At 64.0% G+C, this 19,909-nt stretch carries 21 protein-coding genes; 16 read left to right on the top strand and 5 right to left on the bottom strand.

Annotation, left to right across the window (positions count from 1 at the left end; translation table 11 throughout):
- The first annotated feature begins 31 nt into the window (after nt 1–31).
- Nucleotides 32–1,858: a DUF885 domain-containing protein gene (locus ACK4TE_RS03270; protein ID WP_409910049.1), complete on the top strand. Its 1,827-nt coding sequence runs from the start codon at nt 32–34 to the stop codon at nt 1,856–1,858.
- 90 nt (nt 1,859–1,948) lie between these two features.
- Nucleotides 1,949–2,599: a hypothetical protein gene (locus tag ACK4TE_RS03275; RefSeq protein ID WP_409910050.1), complete on the top strand. Its 651-nt coding sequence runs from the start codon at nt 1,949–1,951 to the stop codon at nt 2,597–2,599.
- Here ACK4TE_RS03275 and ACK4TE_RS03280 read toward each other — a convergent pair.
- Nucleotides 2,589–4,583: a methylmalonyl-CoA mutase family protein gene (locus ACK4TE_RS03280; RefSeq protein ID WP_409910051.1), complete on the bottom strand. Its 1,995-nt coding sequence runs from the start codon at nt 4,581–4,583 to the stop codon at nt 2,589–2,591. The two genes, ACK4TE_RS03275 and ACK4TE_RS03280, sit on opposite strands and share 11 nt — an antisense overlap.
- A 145-nt stretch (nt 4,584–4,728) precedes the next feature.
- Between ACK4TE_RS03280 and ACK4TE_RS03285 the strand changes: the two genes are divergently transcribed.
- Together ACK4TE_RS03285 and ACK4TE_RS03290 are read left to right on the top strand one after the other, a co-directional pair.
- A complete protein-coding gene (locus ACK4TE_RS03285; protein WP_409910052.1) occupies nt 4,729–5,220 on the top strand; it encodes a hypothetical protein in 492 nt (163 codons plus the stop codon).
- A gap of 55 nt (nt 5,221–5,275) precedes the next feature.
- The gene (locus tag ACK4TE_RS03290; protein WP_409910053.1) at nt 5,276–5,584 is read left to right on the top strand and encodes a SemiSWEET transporter; all 309 of its coding nucleotides are present in this window, start codon (nt 5,276–5,278) and stop codon (nt 5,582–5,584) included.
- On the opposite strand, the gene ACK4TE_RS03295 is transcribed toward ACK4TE_RS03290, so the two are convergent.
- Nucleotides 5,524–6,414: an aminotransferase class IV gene (locus ACK4TE_RS03295; RefSeq protein ID WP_409910054.1), complete on the bottom strand. Its 891-nt coding sequence runs from the start codon at nt 6,412–6,414 to the stop codon at nt 5,524–5,526. The two genes, ACK4TE_RS03290 and ACK4TE_RS03295, sit on opposite strands and share 61 nt — an antisense overlap.
- A 155-nt stretch (nt 6,415–6,569) precedes the next feature.
- Here ACK4TE_RS03295 and ccrA point away from each other — a divergent pair, with 155 nt between their 5' ends.
- Both ccrA and ACK4TE_RS03305 read left to right on the top strand, forming a co-directional pair.
- Nucleotides 6,570–7,841, top strand: a complete 1,272-nt coding sequence (gene ccrA, locus ACK4TE_RS03300) for a crotonyl-CoA carboxylase/reductase (protein ID WP_409910055.1) — start codon at nt 6,570–6,572, stop codon at nt 7,839–7,841.
- Nucleotides 7,842–7,850: 9 nt separating this feature from the next.
- Nucleotides 7,851–8,216 carry a nuclear transport factor 2 family protein gene (locus tag ACK4TE_RS03305; RefSeq protein ID WP_409910056.1) on the top strand — a complete coding sequence of 122 codons (366 nt, stop codon included), beginning with the start codon at nt 7,851–7,853 and terminating at the stop codon, nt 8,214–8,216.
- 19 nt (nt 8,217–8,235) lie between these two features.
- Here ACK4TE_RS03305 and ACK4TE_RS03310 read toward each other — a convergent pair whose 3' ends face one another.
- Entirely contained in the window at nt 8,236–9,174 is a 939-nt protein-coding gene (locus tag ACK4TE_RS03310; protein WP_409910057.1) for a DMT family transporter, read from the bottom strand.
- A gap of 195 nt (nt 9,175–9,369) precedes the next feature.
- Between ACK4TE_RS03310 and gap the strand changes: the two genes are divergently transcribed.
- The 6 genes from gap (at nt 9,370) to ACK4TE_RS03340 (ending at nt 15,701) form a co-directional block, all read left to right on the top strand.
- Nucleotides 9,370–10,380 carry a type I glyceraldehyde-3-phosphate dehydrogenase gene (gene gap / locus ACK4TE_RS03315; RefSeq protein ID WP_409910058.1) on the top strand — a complete coding sequence of 337 codons (1,011 nt, stop codon included), beginning with the start codon at nt 9,370–9,372 and terminating at the stop codon, nt 10,378–10,380.
- Between the two features lie 103 nt (nt 10,381–10,483).
- Nucleotides 10,484–11,680: a phosphoglycerate kinase gene (locus ACK4TE_RS03320; RefSeq protein ID WP_409910059.1), complete on the top strand. Its 1,197-nt coding sequence runs from the start codon at nt 10,484–10,486 to the stop codon at nt 11,678–11,680.
- 279 nt (nt 11,681–11,959) lie between these two features.
- The gene (locus ACK4TE_RS03325; RefSeq protein ID WP_409910096.1) at nt 11,960–12,868 is read left to right on the top strand and encodes a fructose bisphosphate aldolase; all 909 of its coding nucleotides are present in this window, start codon (nt 11,960–11,962) and stop codon (nt 12,866–12,868) included.
- Between the two features lie 97 nt (nt 12,869–12,965).
- The gene (locus ACK4TE_RS03330) at nt 12,966–13,262 is read left to right on the top strand and encodes a zf-TFIIB domain-containing protein (RefSeq protein WP_409910060.1); all 297 of its coding nucleotides are present in this window, start codon (nt 12,966–12,968) and stop codon (nt 13,260–13,262) included.
- Between the two features lie 112 nt (nt 13,263–13,374).
- Entirely contained in the window at nt 13,375–15,465 is a 2,091-nt protein-coding gene (locus ACK4TE_RS03335) for a M3 family metallopeptidase (RefSeq protein WP_409910061.1), read from the top strand.
- 5 nt (nt 15,466–15,470) lie between these two features.
- A complete protein-coding gene (locus ACK4TE_RS03340; protein ID WP_409910062.1) occupies nt 15,471–15,701 on the top strand; it encodes a DUF1272 domain-containing protein in 231 nt (76 codons plus the stop codon).
- On the opposite strand, the gene ACK4TE_RS03345 is transcribed toward ACK4TE_RS03340, so the two are convergent.
- On the bottom strand, nt 15,698–15,955 hold the full coding sequence (locus ACK4TE_RS03345) for a DUF2798 domain-containing protein (RefSeq protein WP_409910063.1): 258 nt from the start codon (nt 15,953–15,955) through the stop codon (nt 15,698–15,700). The two genes, ACK4TE_RS03340 and ACK4TE_RS03345, sit on opposite strands and share 4 nt — an antisense overlap.
- 107 nt (nt 15,956–16,062) lie before the next feature.
- Here ACK4TE_RS03345 and thiE point away from each other — a divergent pair, with 107 nt between their 5' ends.
- Nucleotides 16,063–16,728, top strand: a complete 666-nt coding sequence (thiE, locus tag ACK4TE_RS03350) for a thiamine phosphate synthase (protein ID WP_409910064.1) — start codon at nt 16,063–16,065, stop codon at nt 16,726–16,728.
- Between the two features lie 9 nt (nt 16,729–16,737).
- On the opposite strand, the gene ACK4TE_RS03355 is transcribed toward thiE, so the two are convergent.
- Nucleotides 16,738–17,037, bottom strand: coding sequence for a DUF4282 domain-containing protein (locus ACK4TE_RS03355; RefSeq protein WP_409910065.1), 300 nt, complete (start codon nt 17,035–17,037; stop codon nt 16,738–16,740).
- Nucleotides 17,038–17,216: 179 nt separating this feature from the next.
- Between ACK4TE_RS03355 and ACK4TE_RS03360 the strand changes: the two genes are divergently transcribed.
- From ACK4TE_RS03360 to ACK4TE_RS03370, 3 genes are all read left to right on the top strand, one after another.
- Nucleotides 17,217–18,041, top strand: a complete 825-nt coding sequence (locus ACK4TE_RS03360; RefSeq protein WP_409910066.1) for an inositol monophosphatase family protein — start codon at nt 17,217–17,219, stop codon at nt 18,039–18,041.
- 72 nt (nt 18,042–18,113) lie between these two features.
- Nucleotides 18,114–19,613: a flavin-containing monooxygenase gene (locus ACK4TE_RS03365; RefSeq protein ID WP_409910067.1), complete on the top strand. Its 1,500-nt coding sequence runs from the start codon at nt 18,114–18,116 to the stop codon at nt 19,611–19,613.
- A gap of 132 nt (nt 19,614–19,745) precedes the next feature.
- Nucleotides 19,746–19,907 (top strand): hypothetical protein, encoded by a 162-nt coding sequence (locus ACK4TE_RS03370; RefSeq protein ID WP_409910068.1) that lies wholly within the window; start codon nt 19,746–19,748, stop codon nt 19,905–19,907.
- Nucleotides 19,908–19,909: the final 2 nt, after the last annotated feature.

Genomic DNA, 19,909 nt, shown 5'->3' on the forward strand with positions numbered 1-19,909 from the left:
TGCCCTTTTCCGAACCTCTGCAGGACACTCCATGCGCCTCTTCCTGAAAATCCTTGCCGGCCTCTTCGGCCTGCTCATCCTCGCCGGCTTCGGCCTCTACACCTGGTTCTGGTGGAAACCCGTCGGCATCAACAATTACATCAACAAGGCCACCATCGCCTTCGCGATGGAAACGCCGGAGCTGATGACCCAGCTCGGCATCATCGACAACACACCGCTGGATTTCCACTCCGGCAAACTCGGCGACTACACGGCCGAAGGTGAGGCGAAACAGCTGGCCCGCATGCGCGAGGCACGCGCCGCGCTCGACAAGTACGGCCCTGAGGGACTGAAAGGCCAGGAACGCCTCAGCTACGAGATTGTCGCCTGGTTCTTCGATGACATGATCCGCCAGGCCGAATTCCCGCATTCCGGCTACCGCGTGAACCAGATCTCCGGCGTCACCGTGAGCACGCCGCAATTCCTGACGGACACGCATGTCATCGTCAGCGACAAGAGCGCCCGGCGCTATATCAGCCGCCTTAAGGAATTCGTCCGCGTACTGGACGAAGTGCGCGTGCGGGTCGAGGAAGACCGCGCAGCAGGCGTGATCCCGCCGGATTTCATCATCGACAAATCCATTGGCGTCATGCAGGCCTTCATCGCGGGGGGCGCAGAAGCCAATCCGCTGGTCACCACCCTGCCCGCCCGTCTGGGTACGGTGAAAGGCCTGAGTGACGAACGCAAGGCTGCCCTGATCGCCGAAGCCACCGAGGCCGTCAGCACCGGGATCATACCGGCCTATGAACGGATGATCGCCGCGATGCAGGACCTTCGCGCCGAGGCGACCCACGATGCCGGCATCTGGCACATTCCGGATGGCGACAGGATTTACGCCGCCGCCTTGAAATCCAACACGACCACAGATCTCACCGCCGATGAAATCCATGCCATCGGTCTCTCCGAGGTGGCCCGGATCGAAGCAGAGATGGGCGCCATCCTCGTCGCCGATGGCCGCACGGAAGGCACCATCGCGGAGCGCATTCACGCGCTGATGACCGATCCCGGGGAAGTCTATCCCAATGACGATGCCGGCCGTCAGGCCATCCTCGACGAACTGGTCCGCCTCAACCAGGACGTCATGGCAAAGGCCGGCGACTATTTCGTCACCCTGCCGCCGCAGCCTCTGGAAATCCTCCGCGTGCCTGAATATGCGCAGGACTCCTCGCCCGGAGGATATTATACCCACCCCGCGCTCGATGGCTCTCGCCCCGGCCGGTTCTACATCAACCTCAAGAACACCGCCGACAATCCGCGCTGGACGCTCGCCACGCTGCTCTATCATGAGGCCGCCCCCGGCCATCATTTCCAGATCTCTGCGGCGCAGCTGATCCGGAATGTGCCAATGATCCGCAAACTTGGTCCGTTCACGGCCTATGCCGAAGGTTGGGCCCTGTATGCCGAACGCATGGTCGCCACCGACATGGGCATATACGCCAACAACCCGCGCGGCGACCTCGGCCGCCTTCAGGCGGAAATGTTCCGCGCCGTGCGCCTTGTTGTCGACACTGGCATGCACGCAAAACGCTGGAGCCGCGAGGAAGCGATTGCCTACATGATCGAGAAGACCGGGATGACCGAAGAGGAAGTCACCCGCGAGATCGAGCGCTATGTCGTCTGGCCGGGTCAGGCGACCGCCTACAAGACCGGGCAGATCGCCATCCTCGCCGCCCGCGCCCGTGCCGAAGCCGCTCTCGGCGACCGCTTCGATCTCAGGCAGTTCCACGAAACCGTGCTCGGCAGCGGAGCCATGCCGCTCGGCATTCTCGACACGGTCGTGGACGACTGGGTGGCCGCAGAACGGGCAAAGGGCGGCTAGCTTCCACCGCACAGTGACGCCGGGAGAGCCCTTTACCCGGCGCGCAGCTGCTCTATCCTGCGCACGTCGTATGGATTGGGGGAAACAGCCATGCCGGTTCCAGTAAGATACAGTCTCGCCGCCGCCATCCTCGGCAGCCTGATCCTTGCCGCCTGCGGCCAGAAAGCCGCCGCGCCGGCCGAAGTGGCTGGAGAGGCGCCGGTGGTTGAAACCGCCGCATTCGAGCCGCAGGCGGACGATTTCAAATGTATCCGCGACATGCACCCCGTCCGCGGCTTCTTCGTCGACAACCTGCTCGGCGAACTTGAAGCGACCATCGCTGTGGCCGAATCCGAAACCGGCGGGGTCTATCCCCCGGGCTCCGTCGTCCAGCTCGTGCCGGGCGAAGCTATGGTCAAGCGCGAGCCCGGTTTCAGCGCCGAGACGAAAGACTGGGAATTCTTCGAACTCGATGTCAGCCCCGCCGGCGCGGTCATCACGGTGCGCGGCACGCATGAGGCGGTGAACCAGTTCGGCGGCAACTGCCTTGAGTGCCATGCCAAGGCCGAAGCGCAATGGGACCTCATCTGCGAACAGACCCATGGCTGCGACCCGATCCCGCTGACCGCCGTGATGACCAAGGCGATCCAGAACACCGACCCGCGCTGCCCGCCGGTCGATGATCTGCCCCCGGAGCAGATCGAAGCGCTGGAAATCCTGAAAGCCTTCCGCGAAGCAGCGGCCGCAAACGCTAACCCTTGACCAGCCAGGCCTTCTCGACCAGCGCCGTCACGTCGCTCATGATCTCGGTGATCTTGAAGTCCTTCGGCGTGTAGACGCGGGCGATGCCCATCTGTTTCAGCGCGCGCGCATCTTCCGGCGGGATGATGCCGCCGACGACGACCTGCACATTCTCAAGGCCCAGCTTGCGCAGCTCCGCCACCGTCTCGCGTACGAGATCGAGATGGCTGCCGGAGAGGATGGACAGGCCGACAACATGCGCCTTCGCCTCCTTCGCCTGCGCGGCAATCTCGGCGGGCGTGAAGCGGATACCCTCATAGATCACCTGCATCCCTGCCGCCCGGCCGCGCGCGGCAATCTGCTCGGCACCGTTGGAGTGGCCATCGAGACCGGGCTTCCCGAGCACATATGTCAGTGTACGGCCTAAAGCCTTCGACACACGCTCGACCTCGGCCTTCAGCGCCTCGACATCCTCCTCGCCCTTCGTGGCGATGACGGCAGCAACACCGGTCGGCGCACGGAACTCGCCGAACACTTCGCGCAGCACCGTACCCCACTCCCCGGTCGTCACGCCCGCTTTCGCGCAGGTGATCGAGGGCTCCATGATGTTGCGCCCCTCGCTCGCCGCCGCGCGCAGCTCCGCCAGCGCCGCCTCCGCCGCCTTCGCATCGCGCGCCGAACGCCAGGCCTTCAGGTCGCGCACCTGCGCAGCTTCCTCGGCCGGATCGACCGTCATGATCGCGCCGTCACCCGAGCCGAGCGGGCTCTCTTCGGTCTCGGTATAGGAATTGACGCCGATCACTTTCAGCGCGCCCGATTCAATCGCGCGGATACGCTCGACATGCGCATCGACCAGGCTCTCCTTCATGAAAGCAATCGATTCCTTCGCCCCGCCCAGCGCATCAATCTTCGCCAGCGTCGCGCGCGCTTTCACTTTCAGCTCATTGGTCTTCGCTTCGATCACATGGCTGCCATCGAAGATGTCCTCGAACTCGAGAAGGTCCGTCTCGTAGGCGAGGATCTGCTGCAAGCGCAGCGACCATTGCTGGTCCCACGGCCGTGGAAGGCCCATCGCCTCGTTCCAGGCCGGCAGCTGCAGCGCCCGGCAGCGCGCGCGCTTCGACAGCGTCACGGCAAGCGCTTCCAGCAGGATGCGGTAGACATTGTTCTCCGGCTGCGGCTCGGTCAGCCCCAGCGAGTTCACCTGCACCCCGTAGCGGAACAGCAGCGCCTTCGGATCAATGACGCCATAGCGCTCGCGGCCGATCTCTTCCCAGAGATCGACGAACGCCCGCATCTTGCAAAGCTCGGTTACAAAGCGAACGCCCGCATTCACGAAGAAGGAAATGCGCCCGAACACCGTGTCAAAGTCCGCATCCGGAACATGTCCGCCCGCCTTCACCGTATCCAGAACGGCAATCGCGGTGGCCAGCGCATAGGCCAGCTCCTGCTCCGGCGTCGCGCCCGCCTCCTGCAGGTGGTAGGAGCAGACATTCATCGGGTTCCATTTCGGAACTTCAGTATAGCACCAGGTCACCATATCCGCGATCAGGCGCAGCGAGGGCTCCGGCGGAAACACATAGGTGCCGCGCGAGAGGTATTCCTTCACGATGTCATTCTGCGTCGTGCCGCGCAGCTTCGCCCGGTTGTCGCCGCGCTCGTCCGCCAGCGCCACATACAGCGCCAGCATCCAGGCCGCCGGCGCGTTGATGGTCATTGACGTGTTCATTTTTTCCAGCGGCAACTCGGCAAACAGCTCGCGCATGTCGCCGAGGTGTTTCACCGGCACGCCCACCTTGCCGACCTCGCCCTTCGCGAGGATATGGTCGGCATCATAGGCCGTCTGGGTGGGCAGGTCGAAAGCGATGGAGAGGCCCGTCTGCCCCTTGGACAGGTTCAGCCGGTACAGCTCGTTCGACTTTTTCGCGGTCGAATGGCCAGCATAGGTGCGGAAGATCCACGGCTCTTCCGGCGCGTGCTGATAGTTTCCGGCGGCATCGGTCATGTTTTTATCGCCTCCCCGTTATGTTGCGGCGCAGCATGGCCGAGGCCATAGAAACTGGCAAGACCCTGCCCCTTCTGGCGCCTGCGGCTTGAATGCACGCCGCGCATCCCGACATGTGAGCGACGCATCTGACGGACCGATTCCCTTGACCCCTCCTCCCGCCGACCCCGCCCGCGCCATCCGCGATGTCCTCCTCCTGCGCCTAGCCTCGCTCATGGCTTTCCCGGCCGGCGCCGTGCTGATGGCGATCCTCGAGCGGGGATGGCTGTCGGTTGCCGCCCTCGCTGCCGCGATGCTCGGCGTCAGCCTGATCGAGCGCCGCCGCGTCTGGCAGGCGCTCGGCGTCGAGGTGACGACCGGGCCGCAGGCGATGCTCACCGGCCTTGCCGTGCGCACCGGCCTGCTGACGGGCCTGTTCGTGGTTACCCTCGGCGTGCTCGCCCTCTTCCGCGACACCGCCCTCTCCCGCCAGCTCGGCTGGCCGGACCTCGCCGTCATCGCCTTCTCCGCCGCCATTGCGCTTGGCACCAATGCCCTCAGTGGCGCGATGGTGCGGATAGAGCAGAGGCAAGGTCCGGGTGCCGATCCGGACAGCATTGTCATCGAAGGCGAAATCATCGACCGCGACCCACGGTGACGCCGCAGGCAAAGCCGTCTAGGGCTTAGCGAACCCCAGCAGGAAACAGGCAGCCATGTCAGACATTTTCGGCTTTGTCGGCGCCTTCCTGACAACCCTCTCCTTCGTGCCGCAAGCCTGGCTCGTGCTGCGCACCGGCAAGACCGAAGGCATCTCGCTGGCGATGTATTCCCTCTTCACCATCGGCGTCGCCGCCTGGCTGGTCTACGGCCTCATCGAACAGGCCCCGCCGATCATCGCCGCCAACGCCATCACCCTGACACTGGCGACACTGATACTGTTCTTGAAGGCGCGGGCCGTGCTTCAGGCCCGTTCCAGCACCCAGGGCGCCGCGGCGGAGACGTCCGCCCCCATTGCTTCATAGTAGAGCCGCTGGATTTTCCGCGTCACCGGGCCGGGCATTCCGTTTCCGATTACCTCGCCATCCAGATGCGTGACCGGCGCGATCATGGCGCCGGCGGAGGTCGTGAAAACTTCCGCCGCGCCCGCCGCCTCGTCCGGTGTGAAGGCGCGCTCGGTGATGGTGAAGCCGCCCTTCCCCCGCAGGGCCATGACGCCCGTGCGCGTGATGCCCGGCAGGATCGCCGGCGAGAGGTCGCGCGTGATGATCTCGCCGGCCTTGGTCACGATCCAGGCATTCGCCGAGGCTGCCTCCGTGACGAACCCGTCCTCCACCATGAAGGCCGTATCCGCCCCCTGCGCCTTGGCCGCGCGGTAGGCCAGCGCCTGCGAGAGCAACTGAGTCGTCTTCATGTCCCGCCGCTTCCAGCGCGTGTCGTTCAGGAACACCGCCTTGATCCCGTCCCGCGCCTTCTCGCCGATCAGGGGCTTGGCCTCGGCATAGGCGAACACCGTCGGCGTGAACGTGTCCGGCCCGGCAAAGTCGCGCGTGTCATAGGCCCCGCCCGTGACCTCCAGATAGACGAGGCCCTCCGACATGCCGTTGCGGGCGATGAGGTCCGCATGCAGCTTTTCCCAGCCGGCCGCATCGAGTGGGTTCGGAATCGAAACTCCCTCCAGCGTGCGGCTCAGCCGCGCGACATGGCCGGCAAGGTCCACAAACCGCCCGCCATACACCGCCGTCACCTCATACGCGGCGTGGGCAAACAGGAATCCCCGGTCCAGCGGGGAAATCCGGGCCGCCTCCAGGGGAAGGAACGATCCGTTCAGGTAAACGGTGGGGCAAACGGGCATGCAGGAAAGCCTCAGCAGGACAAAACACGATTGTGCAGCGCAACATTTTTCTTGCGAAGCCAGCGAACTGTTGCCAGTGTGCCCGCGCCAGAACCGGCTGTGAAGGCCCCGCAAAGAGGGACGAACAGCCACAGACCAGACAAGCGGAGGAAGTCATGGCAACGCAGACAGCCGGACGTGTTCAGAAAGATATCTACGAGCTGGGCGAGATCCCGCCCGAGTTCCATGTTCCGAAAATGATGCACGCCTGGGCGATCCGCCGCGAGCGTCACGGCCGGCCCTCGACCGCCATGCAGATCGAGCAGGTGCCGGTGCCGGAGATCGACTCCGATGAAGTGCTCGTCCTCGTGATGGCCGCCGGCGTCAACTATAACGGCATCTGGGCCGCCCTCGGCGAGCCGATTTCGCCCTTCGACGGGCACAAGCAGCCCTATCATATCGCGGGCTCGGATGCCTCCGGCATCGTCTGGGCTGTCGGCAAGCGCGTCACCCGCGTGAAGCCCGGCGACGAAGTGGTCATCCACTGCAACCAGGACGACGGCGACGACGAGGAGTGCAACGGCGGCGACCCGATGTTCTCGCCCTCGCAGCGCATCTGGGGCTACGAAACGCCGGATGGCAGCTTCGCCCAGTTCTGCCGCGTGCAGGCCCGCCAGTGCATGCCGCGCCCGAAACACCTGACCTGGGAAGAGGCCGCCTGCTACACGCTGACCCTCGCCACCGCCTACCGCATGCTGTTCGGCCACCGCCCGCACGTTCTCGCGCCAGCGGATAACGTTCTGGTCTGGGGCGCTTCGGGCGGATTGGGGTGTTTCGCCGTTCAGCTCTGTGCGGTCACCGGCGCCAACGCCATCGGCGTCGTCTCGTCGGAAGACAAGCGCGACTATGTGATGAGCCTCGGCGCCAAGGGCGTCATCAACCGCAACGACTTCAAATGCTGGGGCCAGCTGCCGAAGGTCAACGGGCCGGAATTTTCCGACTACATGAAAGAGAGCCGCAAGTTCGGCAAGGCGATCTGGGACATCACCGGCAAGAAGGATGTCGACATCGTCTTCGAACACCCCGGCGAAGCCACCTTCCCCGTCTCCGTCTTCGTGGTGAAGCGCGGCGGCATGGTCGTGATCTGCGCCGGCACGTCGGGCTTTAACCTGACCATGGATGCCCGCTTCCTGTGGATGCGCCAGAAGCGCGTGCAGGGCTCGCACTTTGCAAACCTCAAGCAGGCGTCTGAGGCCAACCAGCTGGTCATCAACCGCCGCATCGATCCCGGCATGTCGGAAGTCTTTCCGTGGGCGGACATTCCGGCCGCGCACGAGAAGATGCTCGACAACAAGCACCTGCCCGGCAACATGGCCGTGCTCGTCACCTCGCCCAAGCCGGGCCTGCGCACGGTGGAGGATGTGCTGGCGGTCAACGGCCAGGGCTGAGGCTCACCCGTGCAGCTGCCGCTCGACCGCAATGCTGCGGACGCCTTCGCGCGAGACTGGCTCGCCGCCTGGAATGACCGCGATGTCGGGCGTATCCTTTCGCATTACAGCGAGGAGATCATCTTCCACTCGCCCCGCATCGCGAAGGTGCTTGGCAAGGATGTGCTGAGCGTGTTCGGCAAGAAGGCCCTGCGCGACTATTGGACGAAAGCGCTCGCCCTCGCCCCGCAACTCTTCTTCGAGATGGACGATATCCTGGTGGGCTCAGACGCGATGACCATTCTGTACACGAACCACCGTGAGGAACAGGTCGCAGAGACGTTCGTCTTCGGCCCCTCCGGACTCGTTGTGCGGTCTGTCGCTGCTTACCGGTAGGGCAGGATAACGTCTCGCCCTAGCCCGCCCGCCCCTTGCCGCCCCGGCGCGCCAGCCACACGCCGCCAAGGATCAGCGCAAACGCCGCCAGAGCGTTCCAGCTTTGCATCTCGCGGAAGAACACAAAGCCGAGCACGGCGCTGACCAGCGGGATCGCGTATCCCGTCAGCGACAGGAAGGTCGCCCCCGCCCGCACGATCACCAGCATGTAGAGGATCTGCGCCAGCCCCGACGAGCCGAGCCCGAGCCCCAGCACCGCGACCCAGTTCGTCCAGTCCGCATCGACCGTGGACGGATCAACCAGCAGTACCAGCGGCAGGGACACCGCCGCCGACACGGTCGCATAGCTCGCCGCAAACACGATCGGCTCCACCGGCGGCGCCCCACGCGCGATCAGCGTGCTAGCCGCATAACCCATCGTCGCGATCAGCAGGAAGCACTGCGCCAGCAGCGTCGCATTGCCCGCACCCTTCATCGCCTCCGGCCCGAACAGCACGATGATGCCGAGAAAGCCGAGCGCCATCCCGGCGGCGGTACCCAGCGTCAGCTTCTCCTCCCGGAACAGGAGGTTCGCCCCCAGCGCCACGAAAACCGGCGAGGCCGAGGCATAGAGCGCCGCGAGGCTCGAATTCACCGTCTCCTGCGCCGTCGTGATGAAGAAGAAGGAAATGACCGAGCCGACAATCCCCATGCCGGCAATGAACAGCCAAGTGCGCCGCTCCGACAAGGGCGGCGGGCGCTTGCCGGTCGCCAGCAGCACGGCCCACAGCACCAGCGCGCCGATCACCAGCCGCCCTGGCAGCACCCATTCCGGCGGCAGGCCGGCCGCCTCGCCCTTGCCGACCGCCACCCGCGTCATCGGATAGGCCCCGGCCCAGATCAGCGTCAGCAGGGCAAACAGGCCCCAGTCCGTGAGGGACCGGCCAGTGTCCTTCGTTGTCATGGGGGCCGCAGTCATCGGTGTCTCCGGCAGGGCGTTTCAGGCCCTGCTCCCTAGCACGGGACTTGCACGCCGGAAGCGGTTTCCGGCGGAAACTTACCCAGCGTCAATTTCGCGGCGCGGTGCCGCATTGAATGCGGGTGGACGCCGGGTCCAGCGCCCGATAAAGGGCAGCAAAACCTGTGAGACTCTCACCGGATCAGGAGAAGAAGAATGGCTGTTCGTGTTGCTATCAATGGATTTGGCCGGATCGGCCGCCTCGTGCTGCGCTCCATTATCGAGCATGGCCGCAAGGACATCGAAGTTGTGGCGATCAACGATCTGGGCCCGGTGGAAACCAATGCCCACCTCCTGCGCTTCGACTCGGTGCATGGCCGCTTCCCGGCCGATGTGAAGGTCGACGGTGACAAGATCATAATCAATGGCAAGCCGATCCTCGTCACCGCCATCCGCGATCCGAAGGACCTGCCCCACCGCGAGCTGGACGTCGACATCGCGATGGAGTGCACCGGCATATTCACGAGTAAGGACAAGGCTTCCGCTCACCTCGCCGCCGGCGCCAAACGCGTGCTCGTCTCCGCCCCGGCCGACGGCGCCGACCTGACGGTCGTCTACGGCGTCAACCATGACAAGCTGACGAAGGACCACACAGTCGTCTCGAACGCTTCGTGCACCACCAACTGCCTCGCCCCGGTCGCCTCGGTCCTGCACAAGGCCATCGGCATCGAGAAGGGCATGATGACGACGATCCATTCGTACACGAATGACCAGCCCTCGCTCGACCAGATGCACAAGGACCTCTACCGGGCGCGAGCCGCCGCCCTGTCGATGATCCCGACCTCGACCGGCGCAGCCAAGGCTGTCGGCCTCGTGCTGCCGGAACTGAAAGGCAAGCTCGATGGCATCTCCGTGCGCGTGCCTACGCCGAACGTCTCGGTCGTGGACCTGAAATTCATCGCGAAGAAAGCGACCAGCGTTGAGGAAGTGAACAATGCCGTCAGGGCGGCGGCCGAATCCGGCCCGCTGAAAGGCATCCTCGGCGTCACCGAAGTGCCGAACGTCTCGGTCGACTTCATCCACGACCCGCGCTCCTCGATCTTCCACCTCGACCAGACCAAGGTCATGGACGGCAATTTCGTGTCGATCATGACCTGGTACGACAACGAGTGGGGCTTCTCGACCCGTATGGCCGACACGGCCATCGCAATGGCGAAGCTGATCTGATTTTACCCTCCCCCCGCCGGTCGCCCCCGCGAGGCGGGGGTCTCAGGCGGTTCCAATCAACCTCACGAGGTCCCCGCCTTCGCGGGGATGAGCGGACAGTCCGATGACCACTTTCAAACGCATCCCCGACGCAGGAACCCTTACCGGCAAGACCGCGCTCGTGCGGGTCGACTTCAACGTGCCGATGGAGAATGGTCTGGTCACGGACGATACGCGCCTGCGCGCCGCCGTCGACACGGTCCAGTCCCTGCGCACCGCGGGCGCCAAGGTTGCCCTGCTCGCGCATTTCGGCCGCCCGAAAGGCGAGCGCGTTGCGGAGATGAGCCTCGCCCCGGTCGCCGGCGCCTTTTCGAAAGTACTCGGCGCGATTGTCAGCTTCGTGGCCGACTGCAAGGGCGAGCATGTGAAGAAAGCCATCGCCGACCTGCCGCCCGCCGGCGTCATCCTGCTGGAGAACACCCGCTTCTACAAAGGGGAAGAGAAAGGCGACATGGAGCTGGCGAAAGAGATCGCCGCGCTTGGCGACATCTTCGTCAACGATGCCTTCTCTGCCGCCCACCGCCGCCACGTCACCACCGCCGTCCTCGCCGAACTCCTGCCCGCCTATGCCGGCGTGACGATGGAGGCCGAACTCGACGCCCTCGACAAGGCGCTCGGCAACCCGCAGCGCCCGGTCATGGCCATCGTTGGCGGCGCCAAGGTTTCCTCCAAGATTGACCTGTTGAAGAACCTCGTTTCCAAGGTCGACATGCTGGTCATCGGCGGCGGCATGGCGAACACGTTCCTCTTCGCGCGCGGATACTCCGTAGGCAAATCACTTTGCGAGCGCGACCTCGTGGATACGGTGAAAGAGATCGAAGCCAACGCGAAGGCGTCCGGTTGCGAGATCCTGCTGCCCGCTGATGTCGTCGCCGCGAAAGAGTTCAAGGCCCTTGCGGCGCACCGCGTCTGCGGTCTCGCCGAAGTGCAGGATGACGAGATGATCCTCGATGCCGGCCCGGCCTCCGTCGCCGCCCTCGCCGCCGCGATGGATACCGCGAAGACCATCGTCTGGAACGGGCCCCTCGGCGCGTTCGAACTTGCGCCCTTCGACACCGCCACCAACGCCGCCGCCCGCGCGGCGGGCGCGCGCGCCAAAGCCGGCAAGCTGGTCGCCGTCGCCGGCGGAGGCGACACGGTCGCCGCCCTCAACCATGCCGGCGCCGCGCCCGACTTTACTTTCATCTCCACGGCGGGCGGCGCCTTCCTCGAATGGATGGAAGGCAAGGCGCTGCCCGGCGTCGAGGCGCTGAAGCGCTAACATTTCCGCCATTTCCGGGACTTTTCATCCTGCCCGGCGCACGCTTGCCACACTCACTGCAATCCCTTGCCGCATGGCAACGTTGTCTGTCTTTTCCGGCATGCCAGTTGAATATAGGGCAGTCAGAAAGGTCTCTCCGAGCGGGAGGCGGCCCCTCCGGCTACGGACGGCTTCGCGGCTGTCCTGAAGCGCAACAGCCGCCCCGCCCCGAGAGCCGGCATGACACATCCGGCGCCGTCCGGACCACAGACAAGGGCAACTGAAATGGCGGGTATCGATATGGCAGTTAAGGCTTCGCTGAACGAGGCGATGGCAAAGCAGATGGCGACGAAGCCCGGCTTCATCGCCGCGCTGGACCAGTCCGGCGGCTCGACGCCGAAGGCGCTGCGCCAGTACGGCATCGAGGAAGGCGCCTGGTCGACCGATGAGGAAATGTACGGCCTCATCCACCAGATGCGCGCCCGCATCATCAAGTCGCCCGCCTTCAGCGGCGAAAAAGTCATCGGCGCCATCCTGTTCGAGCGCACCATGGACGCTTCCATCGACGGTACTCCGACGGCGGAATATCTCTGGACGAAGCGCAAGGTCGTCCCCTTCCTGAAGGTCGACAAGGGCCTTGAAGCCGCAAAAGACGGCGTGCAGATGATGAAGCCGATCACTGGCCTCGATGCGCTGCTGGATCGCGCCGTCGCCAAGGGTATCTTCGGCACCAAGATGCGCTCGGTCATCGATGCGGCCAATCCCGCCGGCATCGCGGCTGTCGTTGCTCAGCAATTCGAGATCGGCAAACAGATCCTCGCCCACGGTCTGATGCCGATCATCGAGCCGGAAGTGACGATCACGATTCCTGACAAGGCCGAGGCCGAGGACATCCTCCTCGCCGAAATCCTGAAACACCTCGACGCCCTCCCCGCTGGCCAGCAGGTGATGCTGAAACTCTCGCTGCCGACGAAAGCCAACCAGTACAAGGCGCTCGTCGATCATCCGAAAGTGATGCGCGTCGTCGCCCTGTCCGGCGGGTATTCGCGCACCGAGGCCTGCCAGAAGCTCGCCGCCAATACCGGCATGATTGCCAGCTTCTCGCGCGCCACCACCGAAGGCCTCTCCGCCCAGCAGAGCGATGCTGAATTTGACAAGGTCCTGGCCGAAACCATCACGGCCATCTGCGACGCTTCGACCGCCGGCTGAGGCGGCCGGGCCCTTGCGGCCCGCCCGGGATGCCCCATCTGAAGAGGCGCAGGAGCAAGCCGCTCCTGCGCCTTCTTCATTATCCGGAGACGCCCCGATGAAATGCCCCGTTGATGACGCAACCCTTGTCATGACCGAACGCAACGGAGTCGAGATCGACTATTGCCCGCAATGCCGGGGCGTCTGGCTCGACCGGGGCGAACTCGACAAGATCATCGACCGCGCCGCCACGGTGCTACCCGCCCCCGCCCCGAACCCGCAGGCCCATCCGCCGGAACATCACCGCGACGAGGGCCGCTTCCAGGATCGTCACGACGACGATGACGACTGGAAATACGGCAAGCGCAAACGCTACAAGCGCGAGAGCTTCCTGAGCGACCTGTTCGACTTCTGACGCTCCTTTTCCGGACCCACGCCCGGTCAATCCCGGACGGCTGGACTTAAGGCGATCCCGCGCCATAGTGCGGGTTCACTTTTCGCCCGAAACCGTCAGAGGACCCCTCCGGATGAAGCTGAAACCGCTCCTTCTCGCCGCCGTGTCGGCATCAGCAATCGCCTTGATCAGCGGTTGCGCTTCCTCAGTGGACACAGGCACCAACCTGCTGCCCGGCCAGGCCCCGCTGCTGGCCGCTGACGCCAAGGCGATGATCGCCCGGCTGGAACTCGCGCCGGAATCTGCAGGCAGTTTCGCAGCGCGTTGCACCGGCGCCCTCGGCCTCACCGAAAGCATGCTCGCCGATCTTGCAGGCCGAACCGGCCCTGCCAGCGTCTCCGACCTGCAATTCTTCGACACGATGAGCAGTCTCGCCTATGCCATCGGCTATGGTGAAGCCGGCGTGCTGGCCGAAGCCCACCCCGATGCGGACGTCCGCAAGGCCGGCGAGGATTGCCAGCAGAAAACATCCGATGTCTTCTCGCAGATCAGCCTTTCGCGCCCGGCCTACGACCGGCTCGCCTCCATCGATCCGGCCACGCTCGATGCGCGCTCGGCTTACCTGCTGAACCGTACACTGCGCGACTACCGCCGCGCCGGTGTCGACAAGAACGAAGCGACCCGCGACAAGATCCGTGCGCTGAATGCCGAACTCTCCGCCCTCAGCACGGAATTCAATCGCAACCTGCGCGAAATCCAGGGCTCGATCCGTGTCGCGCCCGAAGCGCTCTCCGGGATGCCGCAGGATTACATCAACGCCCACCCGCCCGGCGAAGACGGCCTGGTGACCATCACGACCGATTATCCGGACCTGCAGCCCGTCTTCACCTATTCGCCGAATGACGACCTGAAGCGCGAGCTTCTGCGCGTCAACCAGAACCGGGCCTACCCTGAGAATGTCGCGCCGCTGCGCGGCCTGCTCGAAAAACGCTACGAGCTTGCCACAACGCTCGGCTACCCGAACTATGCCGCTTATATCACGGGCGACAAGATGTCCGGTTCGCCGGAAACCGTGCGCACCTTCCTCGGCGATATCGAGTCTGCCGCCCGTCAGGCCGCCGGCATCGAATATGCCCGCCTGCTCGCCAAGAAGCAGGAAACCCATCCGTCAGCGACATCGATCGGCGACTGGAGCCGCGCCTATCTTTCAGAACAGATCCGCCAGTCGGACTATGATCTCAACGCGCAGGAAGTGCGCAAATACTTTGCCTATAATGATGTCCGCAGCGGCATCTTCCAGCTTGTCGAAGACCTGTTCGATGTCGAAATCCGCTCATGGGAGGGTGCCCCGGTCTGGCAGGAAAGCGTCACCGCGCACGAGATGTATCAGGACGGCGTGCTGATCGGACGTTTCTTCCTCGACATGCACCCGCGCGACGGCAAGTACAAGCATGCCGCTGCCTTCCCCATCCGTTTTGGTCCGACCACGGATGGTGTTCCGGTTGCGGCCCTGATGTGCAACTTCCCCGCCGGCGACCATTCGACCGGCCTCATGGAGCATGGGCAGGTCGAAACCTTCCTGCACGAGTTCGGCCACCTCATCCACATGATGTTCGCCGCGCAGCCGGACTATGCGAACCTCACCATGGGGGCGATGGAATGGGACTTCATCGAAGCCCCGTCCCAGATGCTCGAGAACTGGGTGTGGGACTATGACACGCTCGCCAAATTTGCCGTCGATGCCGAAGGCAACACGATTCCGCCGGCACTTGTCGCCAAGATGAACGCGGCTCGTAACTTCGGATCAGGCGTCAACACGCTGCGCCAGCTGATGCTCGCCAACACCTCCCTAGCCTATTATGATCGTCCGCCTGCGGAGGTAAATCTCGCCGAAGACATGCGGGCATGGGGAGCGAAGCTCAGCATGTTCGAACAATTGCCCGACACGCACCCCTATGCGAGCTTCGGCCATCTCGATGGCTACTCGGCGATCTACTACACCTATCAATGGTCCAAGGCGATCTCGACCGATCTCTTCGCCGTGTTCGAGAAGAATGGCCTGCGCGACACCGCCACGGCTGCGCGCTACCGCGATCTTGTCCTCGCCCCCGGCTCGTCCAAGCCGGCCGCAGAACTCATCCGCGACTTCCTCGGCCGCGACTGGTCGCCGGAGGCTTATGAGCAGCAGCTCATCGCCGCCGCGTCCGGCGGCAAGGCGGAGTAAGCGCCGTGCTGGAGATGCGCCCGAACTGCGAACGCTGCGACTGCGACCTCGCGCCGGACCAGCCGGGCGCCTTCATCTGCTCCTTCGAGTGTACCTTCTGCGACGAGTGCGCAGATGGTCCGCTCGACGGGGTCTGCCCCAATTGCCGCGGCGAGCTCGAGCCCCGTCCCATGCGCCGGGGCGGCGCCCTGGTCAAACATCCCGCCAGCACGAAACGTGTGGTGAAGAAAGCCTAGGCCTTCCCTGCAGGCGCAAACGGCGATTCGACGAAGTACAGCGCAAGGCGGCGCGCGAAGGGGCCGACGATCAGGATCGCCGGATAGGCCAGCACGAAGGCGAGCCCCCAGGATCGCATCCAGCGGGCGAGATAGTCCGGCGGAAAGCCGATATTGATCGCGGTGATCGCCCCCGACATCAGGAAGCTCATGAACAAGGCCATGAACAGTCCGAACACCGGCTGGAAGACATGCACAGGGAGTTTCCGGGTCATGGGGGGATCCTTGCAGAATGCGGGTTCTATATTAGAACTTGTTTCGCGGATTTCCAGCCCCCCAGCCAAGTTGACTTCACCCTTTTCGCGTTCCAGAGGCTGGCGGCATGAGCGAGACCCCACCACCCCGCCCCCGCACGCGGCTTTACCTGATCACCCCGCCGCAGATTCCGGATCCTGCAGAATTCAGTAAAAAGCTGGAATCGGCTGTAGCGGCCGGTGATATCGCGTCGCTTCAGCTGCGCCTGAAGGGAGCGGATGGGCGGATTGATGAGGCTTCCACGAGGTCTGTCAGCCGGGACGTCATGGGCCTCGCCCAGGAAGCCGGCATCGCCGTGCTGATCAACGATTCCCCGCAGCTCGCCCGCGAACTCGGCGCCGATGGTGTGCACCTCGGTTGGGACGACATGGACATAAAGTCCGCCCGCAAGCTGCTCGGCCCCGTCGCCATCATCGGCGCCACCGCTAAGAACTCCTACCACAAGGCCATGCAAGCGGGCGAAGACGGCGCCGACTATGTCGCCTTCGGTGCCTTCTACCCTACCGTCACCAAGGCCGGCACCGTCCCGGCAGAGCTGGACCTGCTCGAGGTCTGGCAGGCCGCAATGCTGATCCCCTGCGTCGCCATCGGCGGCATCACCGCCGCCAACGCCGCCCCGCTGGTGCGTGCAGGCGCTGATTTCATTGCGGTTTCTGCCGGTGTCTGGGCATATGAAGAAGGCCCTGCCGCAGCGGTCAGGGCCTTCAATACTCTGTTCGATGAACTCGCCTGAAAGGCGAAATCAGGCGAGGGGCGCGCCGCCCACCTTGGCATTCTTGATCTCGCGCACATCATCCGAAATGCGGAACAGGATCAGGTAAAGCTCGCAGATGAAGCGCCAGACCAGCACCCCAATCACCGCGCCGATCAGCGTCATCACGATCATGCCGAGCCCGCCGATGAAGCTTGCGCCCATCATAGCCAGCGCGCCAAACAGGCTTGCAATCGCGCCCAGCGCGATCCCCGCAAGTCCCAGATAGTAGAGAATGACGATCAGCTGGGTGCCTAACAGCTTGTCGAAATTCAGGAAATAGTTTGCCATGGTCCAGCCCTTCCTTGCTTGCCATTAGGGAAACCTGAACTGCATCGCTTTGCCCGACAACTCCTTTCGCCGATAAGGAGACGCGTTAACATCCCCCGCCTTGACCCTGCGGCGCCAAAGGCTTACGCCCCCGGCTCCCGTCTCCCTTCCCGCCAGAACAGCGCCCGGACGCCTGCCCCATGTCGAAGCCCTCCCCCGTTGGCACCGTGATGATCGCCGCCGCCCGCGCCGCCGGCCGCAGCCTCGCGCGCGATTTCGGCGAGGTCGAGAACCTGCAGGTCTCCCGCAAAGGCCCGGCTGATTTCGTCTCCAACGCCGACCACCGCGCCGAGGAAATCATCTATACCAGCCTGATGAAGGCCCGCCCCGGCTATGGCTTCGTCATGGAAGAGCGCGGCATCGTCGAGGGCACTGACAAGTCCAACCGTTTCATCGTCGACCCGCTCGACGGCACCCTGAACTTCCTGCACGGCCAGCCGCATTACGCTGTCTCCATCGGCCTCGAGCGCGACGGACAGCTGCTTACCGGCGTGGTGTTCGACGTCGCCAAGAACGAGATCTTCTGGGCCGAAACCGGCCGCGGCGCCTGGCTCGAGCAGCGCAAGCTGCGCGTTGCCGCCCGCAAGAAACTCAACGAAGCCACCATCGCGACCGGCACCCCCTGGCATGGCAAGCCGGAAGAAGCGCACACCCAGTTTGCCCGCGAAATGCTGGCCATGACGCCTGCCTGCGCCGGCATCCGCCGCTACGGCTCTGCCGCGCTCGACCTTGCATGGGTCGCCGCCGGCCGGTTTGACGGTTTCTGGGAGCATGGCCTGAAGCCGTGGGACATTGCAGCCGGCATCGTGATTGTGCGCGAAGCGGGCGGCATGGTCGAAGAGCTCAGCGGCGCTGACAATGTCATGAAAACCGGCTCCATCCTCGCCGGCAATGAAGACATCGTGGCCGCCGTGCGCGAACAGCTGCGCCATGCCGGCGCCTTCGGACGCCAGGCGAAAGTCTGAGCCCCGACGGAAACCTGACACCAGCGTCAGGAATTTTTGCAAAGCCGCAAAAATCGCGCTATGAAGCGCACCATGACCCAGCTCGACACAGACGTTCTCATCATCGGCGCCGGCTTGTCCGGCATTGGCGCGGCCGTGCACCTCAAGAAGCAGTGCCCCGGGAAAATCTACCGGATCTATGAGGCCCGCGACGCCATCGGCGGCACCTGGGACCTGTTCCGCTATCCGGGCATCCGCTCGGACTCGGACATGCACACGCTCGGTTTCAACTTCAAACCCTGGACCGAAGCCAAGGCCATCGCGGATGGCCCCTCGATCCGCAAATATGTGAACGACACCGCCGACGAATACGGCATCCGCCCGAACATCCGGTTCAACACGAAGATCGTCGCCGCCGACTGGTCAGACGCAGACCAGCTCTGGCGCGTCACCAGCGAGGATGTGAAGACCGGCGCGCAGAGCCTCACCAAGGCCCGCTTCCTGTTCATGTGCGGCGGCTATTACCGCTATGATCAGGGCTACCGCCCCGACTTCCCGAACGAAGCGGCCTATCAAGGCAAGATCGTCCACCCGCAGCACTGGCCGGAAGACCTCGACTATTCGGGCAAGAAAGTCGTCGTCATCGGCTCCGGCGCGACCGCGATGACGCTGGTGCCGGCGATGACCGACAAGGCAGCCCATGTCACCATGCTTCAGCGCTCGCCAACCTATGTGGTCTCGCGGCCCGCAGTTGACGGCTTTGCAAACTTCCTGCGCTCAGTGCTTCCCGACCAATGGGCCTACACGATGATCCGTTGGCGGAACGTCCTGTTCCAGCAATTCTTCTTCCGCCAGACGCGCAAGAACCCGCAGAAGGCGCGCGAGCGTCTTCTCGGCATGGTGCGCGAGGAACTTGGCCCCGACTACGATGTCGAGAAACATTTCACGCCGACCTACAATCCCTGGGAGCAGCGCCTTTGCCTTGTTCCGGATGCGGATCTTTTTACCGCGCTGAAATCCGGCAAGGCGAGCGTCGAGACAGACCATATCGAACGCTTCACCGAAAAGGGCATCCTCCTGAAATCCGGCAAGGAGCTTGAGGCCGACATCATCGTCACCGCCACCGGCCTGAACCTCGTCTTCATGAACGGCGTCAATGTCTCGATGGACGGCGTGAAGGTCGATCCGGGCCGTCTGCTGAACTACAAGGGTGTGATGCTCTCGAACGTGCCGAACCTCGCCGTCACCTTCGGCTACACAAACGCTTCGTGGACACTGAAGGCGGACCTGACGAGCGAATATGTCTGCCGCCTCCTCAATCTGATGGACGAGAAAGGCGCAACCTCCGCGATGCCCTACCTCGCCGCCTTCCCGAACGAGACCGAACCCTTCGTCGACTTCTCTTCCGGCTATTTCCAGCGCGTGATGGACCAGTTCCCGCGCCAGCACACTGAAGCGCCGTGGAAGCTCCACCAGAACTACTTCACTGACCGGAAAAACCTCCGTGAACTGCCGATCGAAGACGGTGTGATGAGGTTTCATGTGCCGGAAGCAGCAGGCGCGGCCAAGCAGGTGATGCAGGCGGCGGAATAGGCGGCGGGCCACCCCCCTCTATCGGCACCCTTTGACCGGCTTCACGCATCAAGGGTGATGCAGGTCGGGTCGAAACCATCGTATTTAACGCCGCCGCACGCTACACTCCCTTCTCACGCAAAGGAGGCTCGCATGTGGCTCTGGCTTTTATGGTGGTGTGTGGATGATCATATTGCGGCAGCCGCCGGCGCGCCCGGCATCGGCACTTTGCCGATATGGGTGCCGCTGATCCTGTCGCTGGCATTCTCCTTCTCGCTCGACGGCGCGATCAACCGGGCAGACAAGCGGCGCTGAAA

Origin of the sequence: Hyphomonas sp., from assembly GCF_046313975.1 — a bacterium.
Lineage (GTDB): Bacteria > Pseudomonadota > Alphaproteobacteria > Caulobacterales > Hyphomonadaceae > Hyphomonas.

Excerpts from the sequence above, each read along its gene's own strand:
- ACK4TE_RS03345 (WP_409910063.1), bottom strand. The coding sequence starts at position 15,955 with ATGACCCGGAAACTCCCTGTGCATGTCTTCCAGCCGGTGTTCGGACTG.
- ACK4TE_RS03320 (WP_409910059.1), top strand. The coding sequence starts at position 10,484 with ATGACCACTTTCAAACGCATCCCCGACGCAGGAACCCTTACCGGCAAG.
- ACK4TE_RS03280 (WP_409910051.1), bottom strand. The coding sequence starts at position 4,583 with ATGACCGATGCCGCCGGAAACTATCAGCACGCGCCGGAAGAGCCGTGG.
- ACK4TE_RS03310 (WP_409910057.1), bottom strand. The coding sequence starts at position 9,174 with ATGACTGCGGCCCCCATGACAACGAAGGACACTGGCCGGTCCCTCACG.
- ACK4TE_RS03365 (WP_409910067.1), top strand. The coding sequence starts at position 18,114 with ATGACCCAGCTCGACACAGACGTTCTCATCATCGGCGCCGGCTTGTCC.
- ACK4TE_RS03270 (WP_409910049.1), top strand. The coding sequence starts at position 32 with ATGCGCCTCTTCCTGAAAATCCTTGCCGGCCTCTTCGGCCTGCTCATC.
- ACK4TE_RS03290 (WP_409910053.1), top strand. The coding sequence starts at position 5,276 with ATGTCAGACATTTTCGGCTTTGTCGGCGCCTTCCTGACAACCCTCTCC.
- ACK4TE_RS03370 (WP_409910068.1), top strand. The coding sequence starts at position 19,746 with ATGTGGCTCTGGCTTTTATGGTGGTGTGTGGATGATCATATTGCGGCA.
- ACK4TE_RS03295 (WP_409910054.1), bottom strand. The coding sequence starts at position 6,414 with ATGCCCGTTTGCCCCACCGTTTACCTGAACGGATCGTTCCTTCCCCTG.
- ACK4TE_RS03330 (WP_409910060.1), top strand. The coding sequence starts at position 12,966 with ATGAAATGCCCCGTTGATGACGCAACCCTTGTCATGACCGAACGCAAC.
- ACK4TE_RS03360 (WP_409910066.1), top strand. The coding sequence starts at position 17,217 with ATGTCGAAGCCCTCCCCCGTTGGCACCGTGATGATCGCCGCCGCCCGC.
- ACK4TE_RS03275 (WP_409910050.1), top strand. The coding sequence starts at position 1,949 with ATGCCGGTTCCAGTAAGATACAGTCTCGCCGCCGCCATCCTCGGCAGC.
- ccrA (WP_409910055.1), top strand. The coding sequence starts at position 6,570 with ATGGCAACGCAGACAGCCGGACGTGTTCAGAAAGATATCTACGAGCTG.
- thiE (WP_409910064.1), top strand. The coding sequence starts at position 16,063 with ATGAGCGAGACCCCACCACCCCGCCCCCGCACGCGGCTTTACCTGATC.
- ACK4TE_RS03355 (WP_409910065.1), bottom strand. The coding sequence starts at position 17,037 with ATGGCAAACTATTTCCTGAATTTCGACAAGCTGTTAGGCACCCAGCTG.
- ACK4TE_RS03335 (WP_409910061.1), top strand. The coding sequence starts at position 13,375 with ATGAAGCTGAAACCGCTCCTTCTCGCCGCCGTGTCGGCATCAGCAATC.
- gap (WP_409910058.1), top strand. The coding sequence starts at position 9,370 with ATGGCTGTTCGTGTTGCTATCAATGGATTTGGCCGGATCGGCCGCCTC.
- ACK4TE_RS03325 (WP_409910096.1), top strand. The coding sequence starts at position 11,960 with ATGGCAGTTAAGGCTTCGCTGAACGAGGCGATGGCAAAGCAGATGGCG.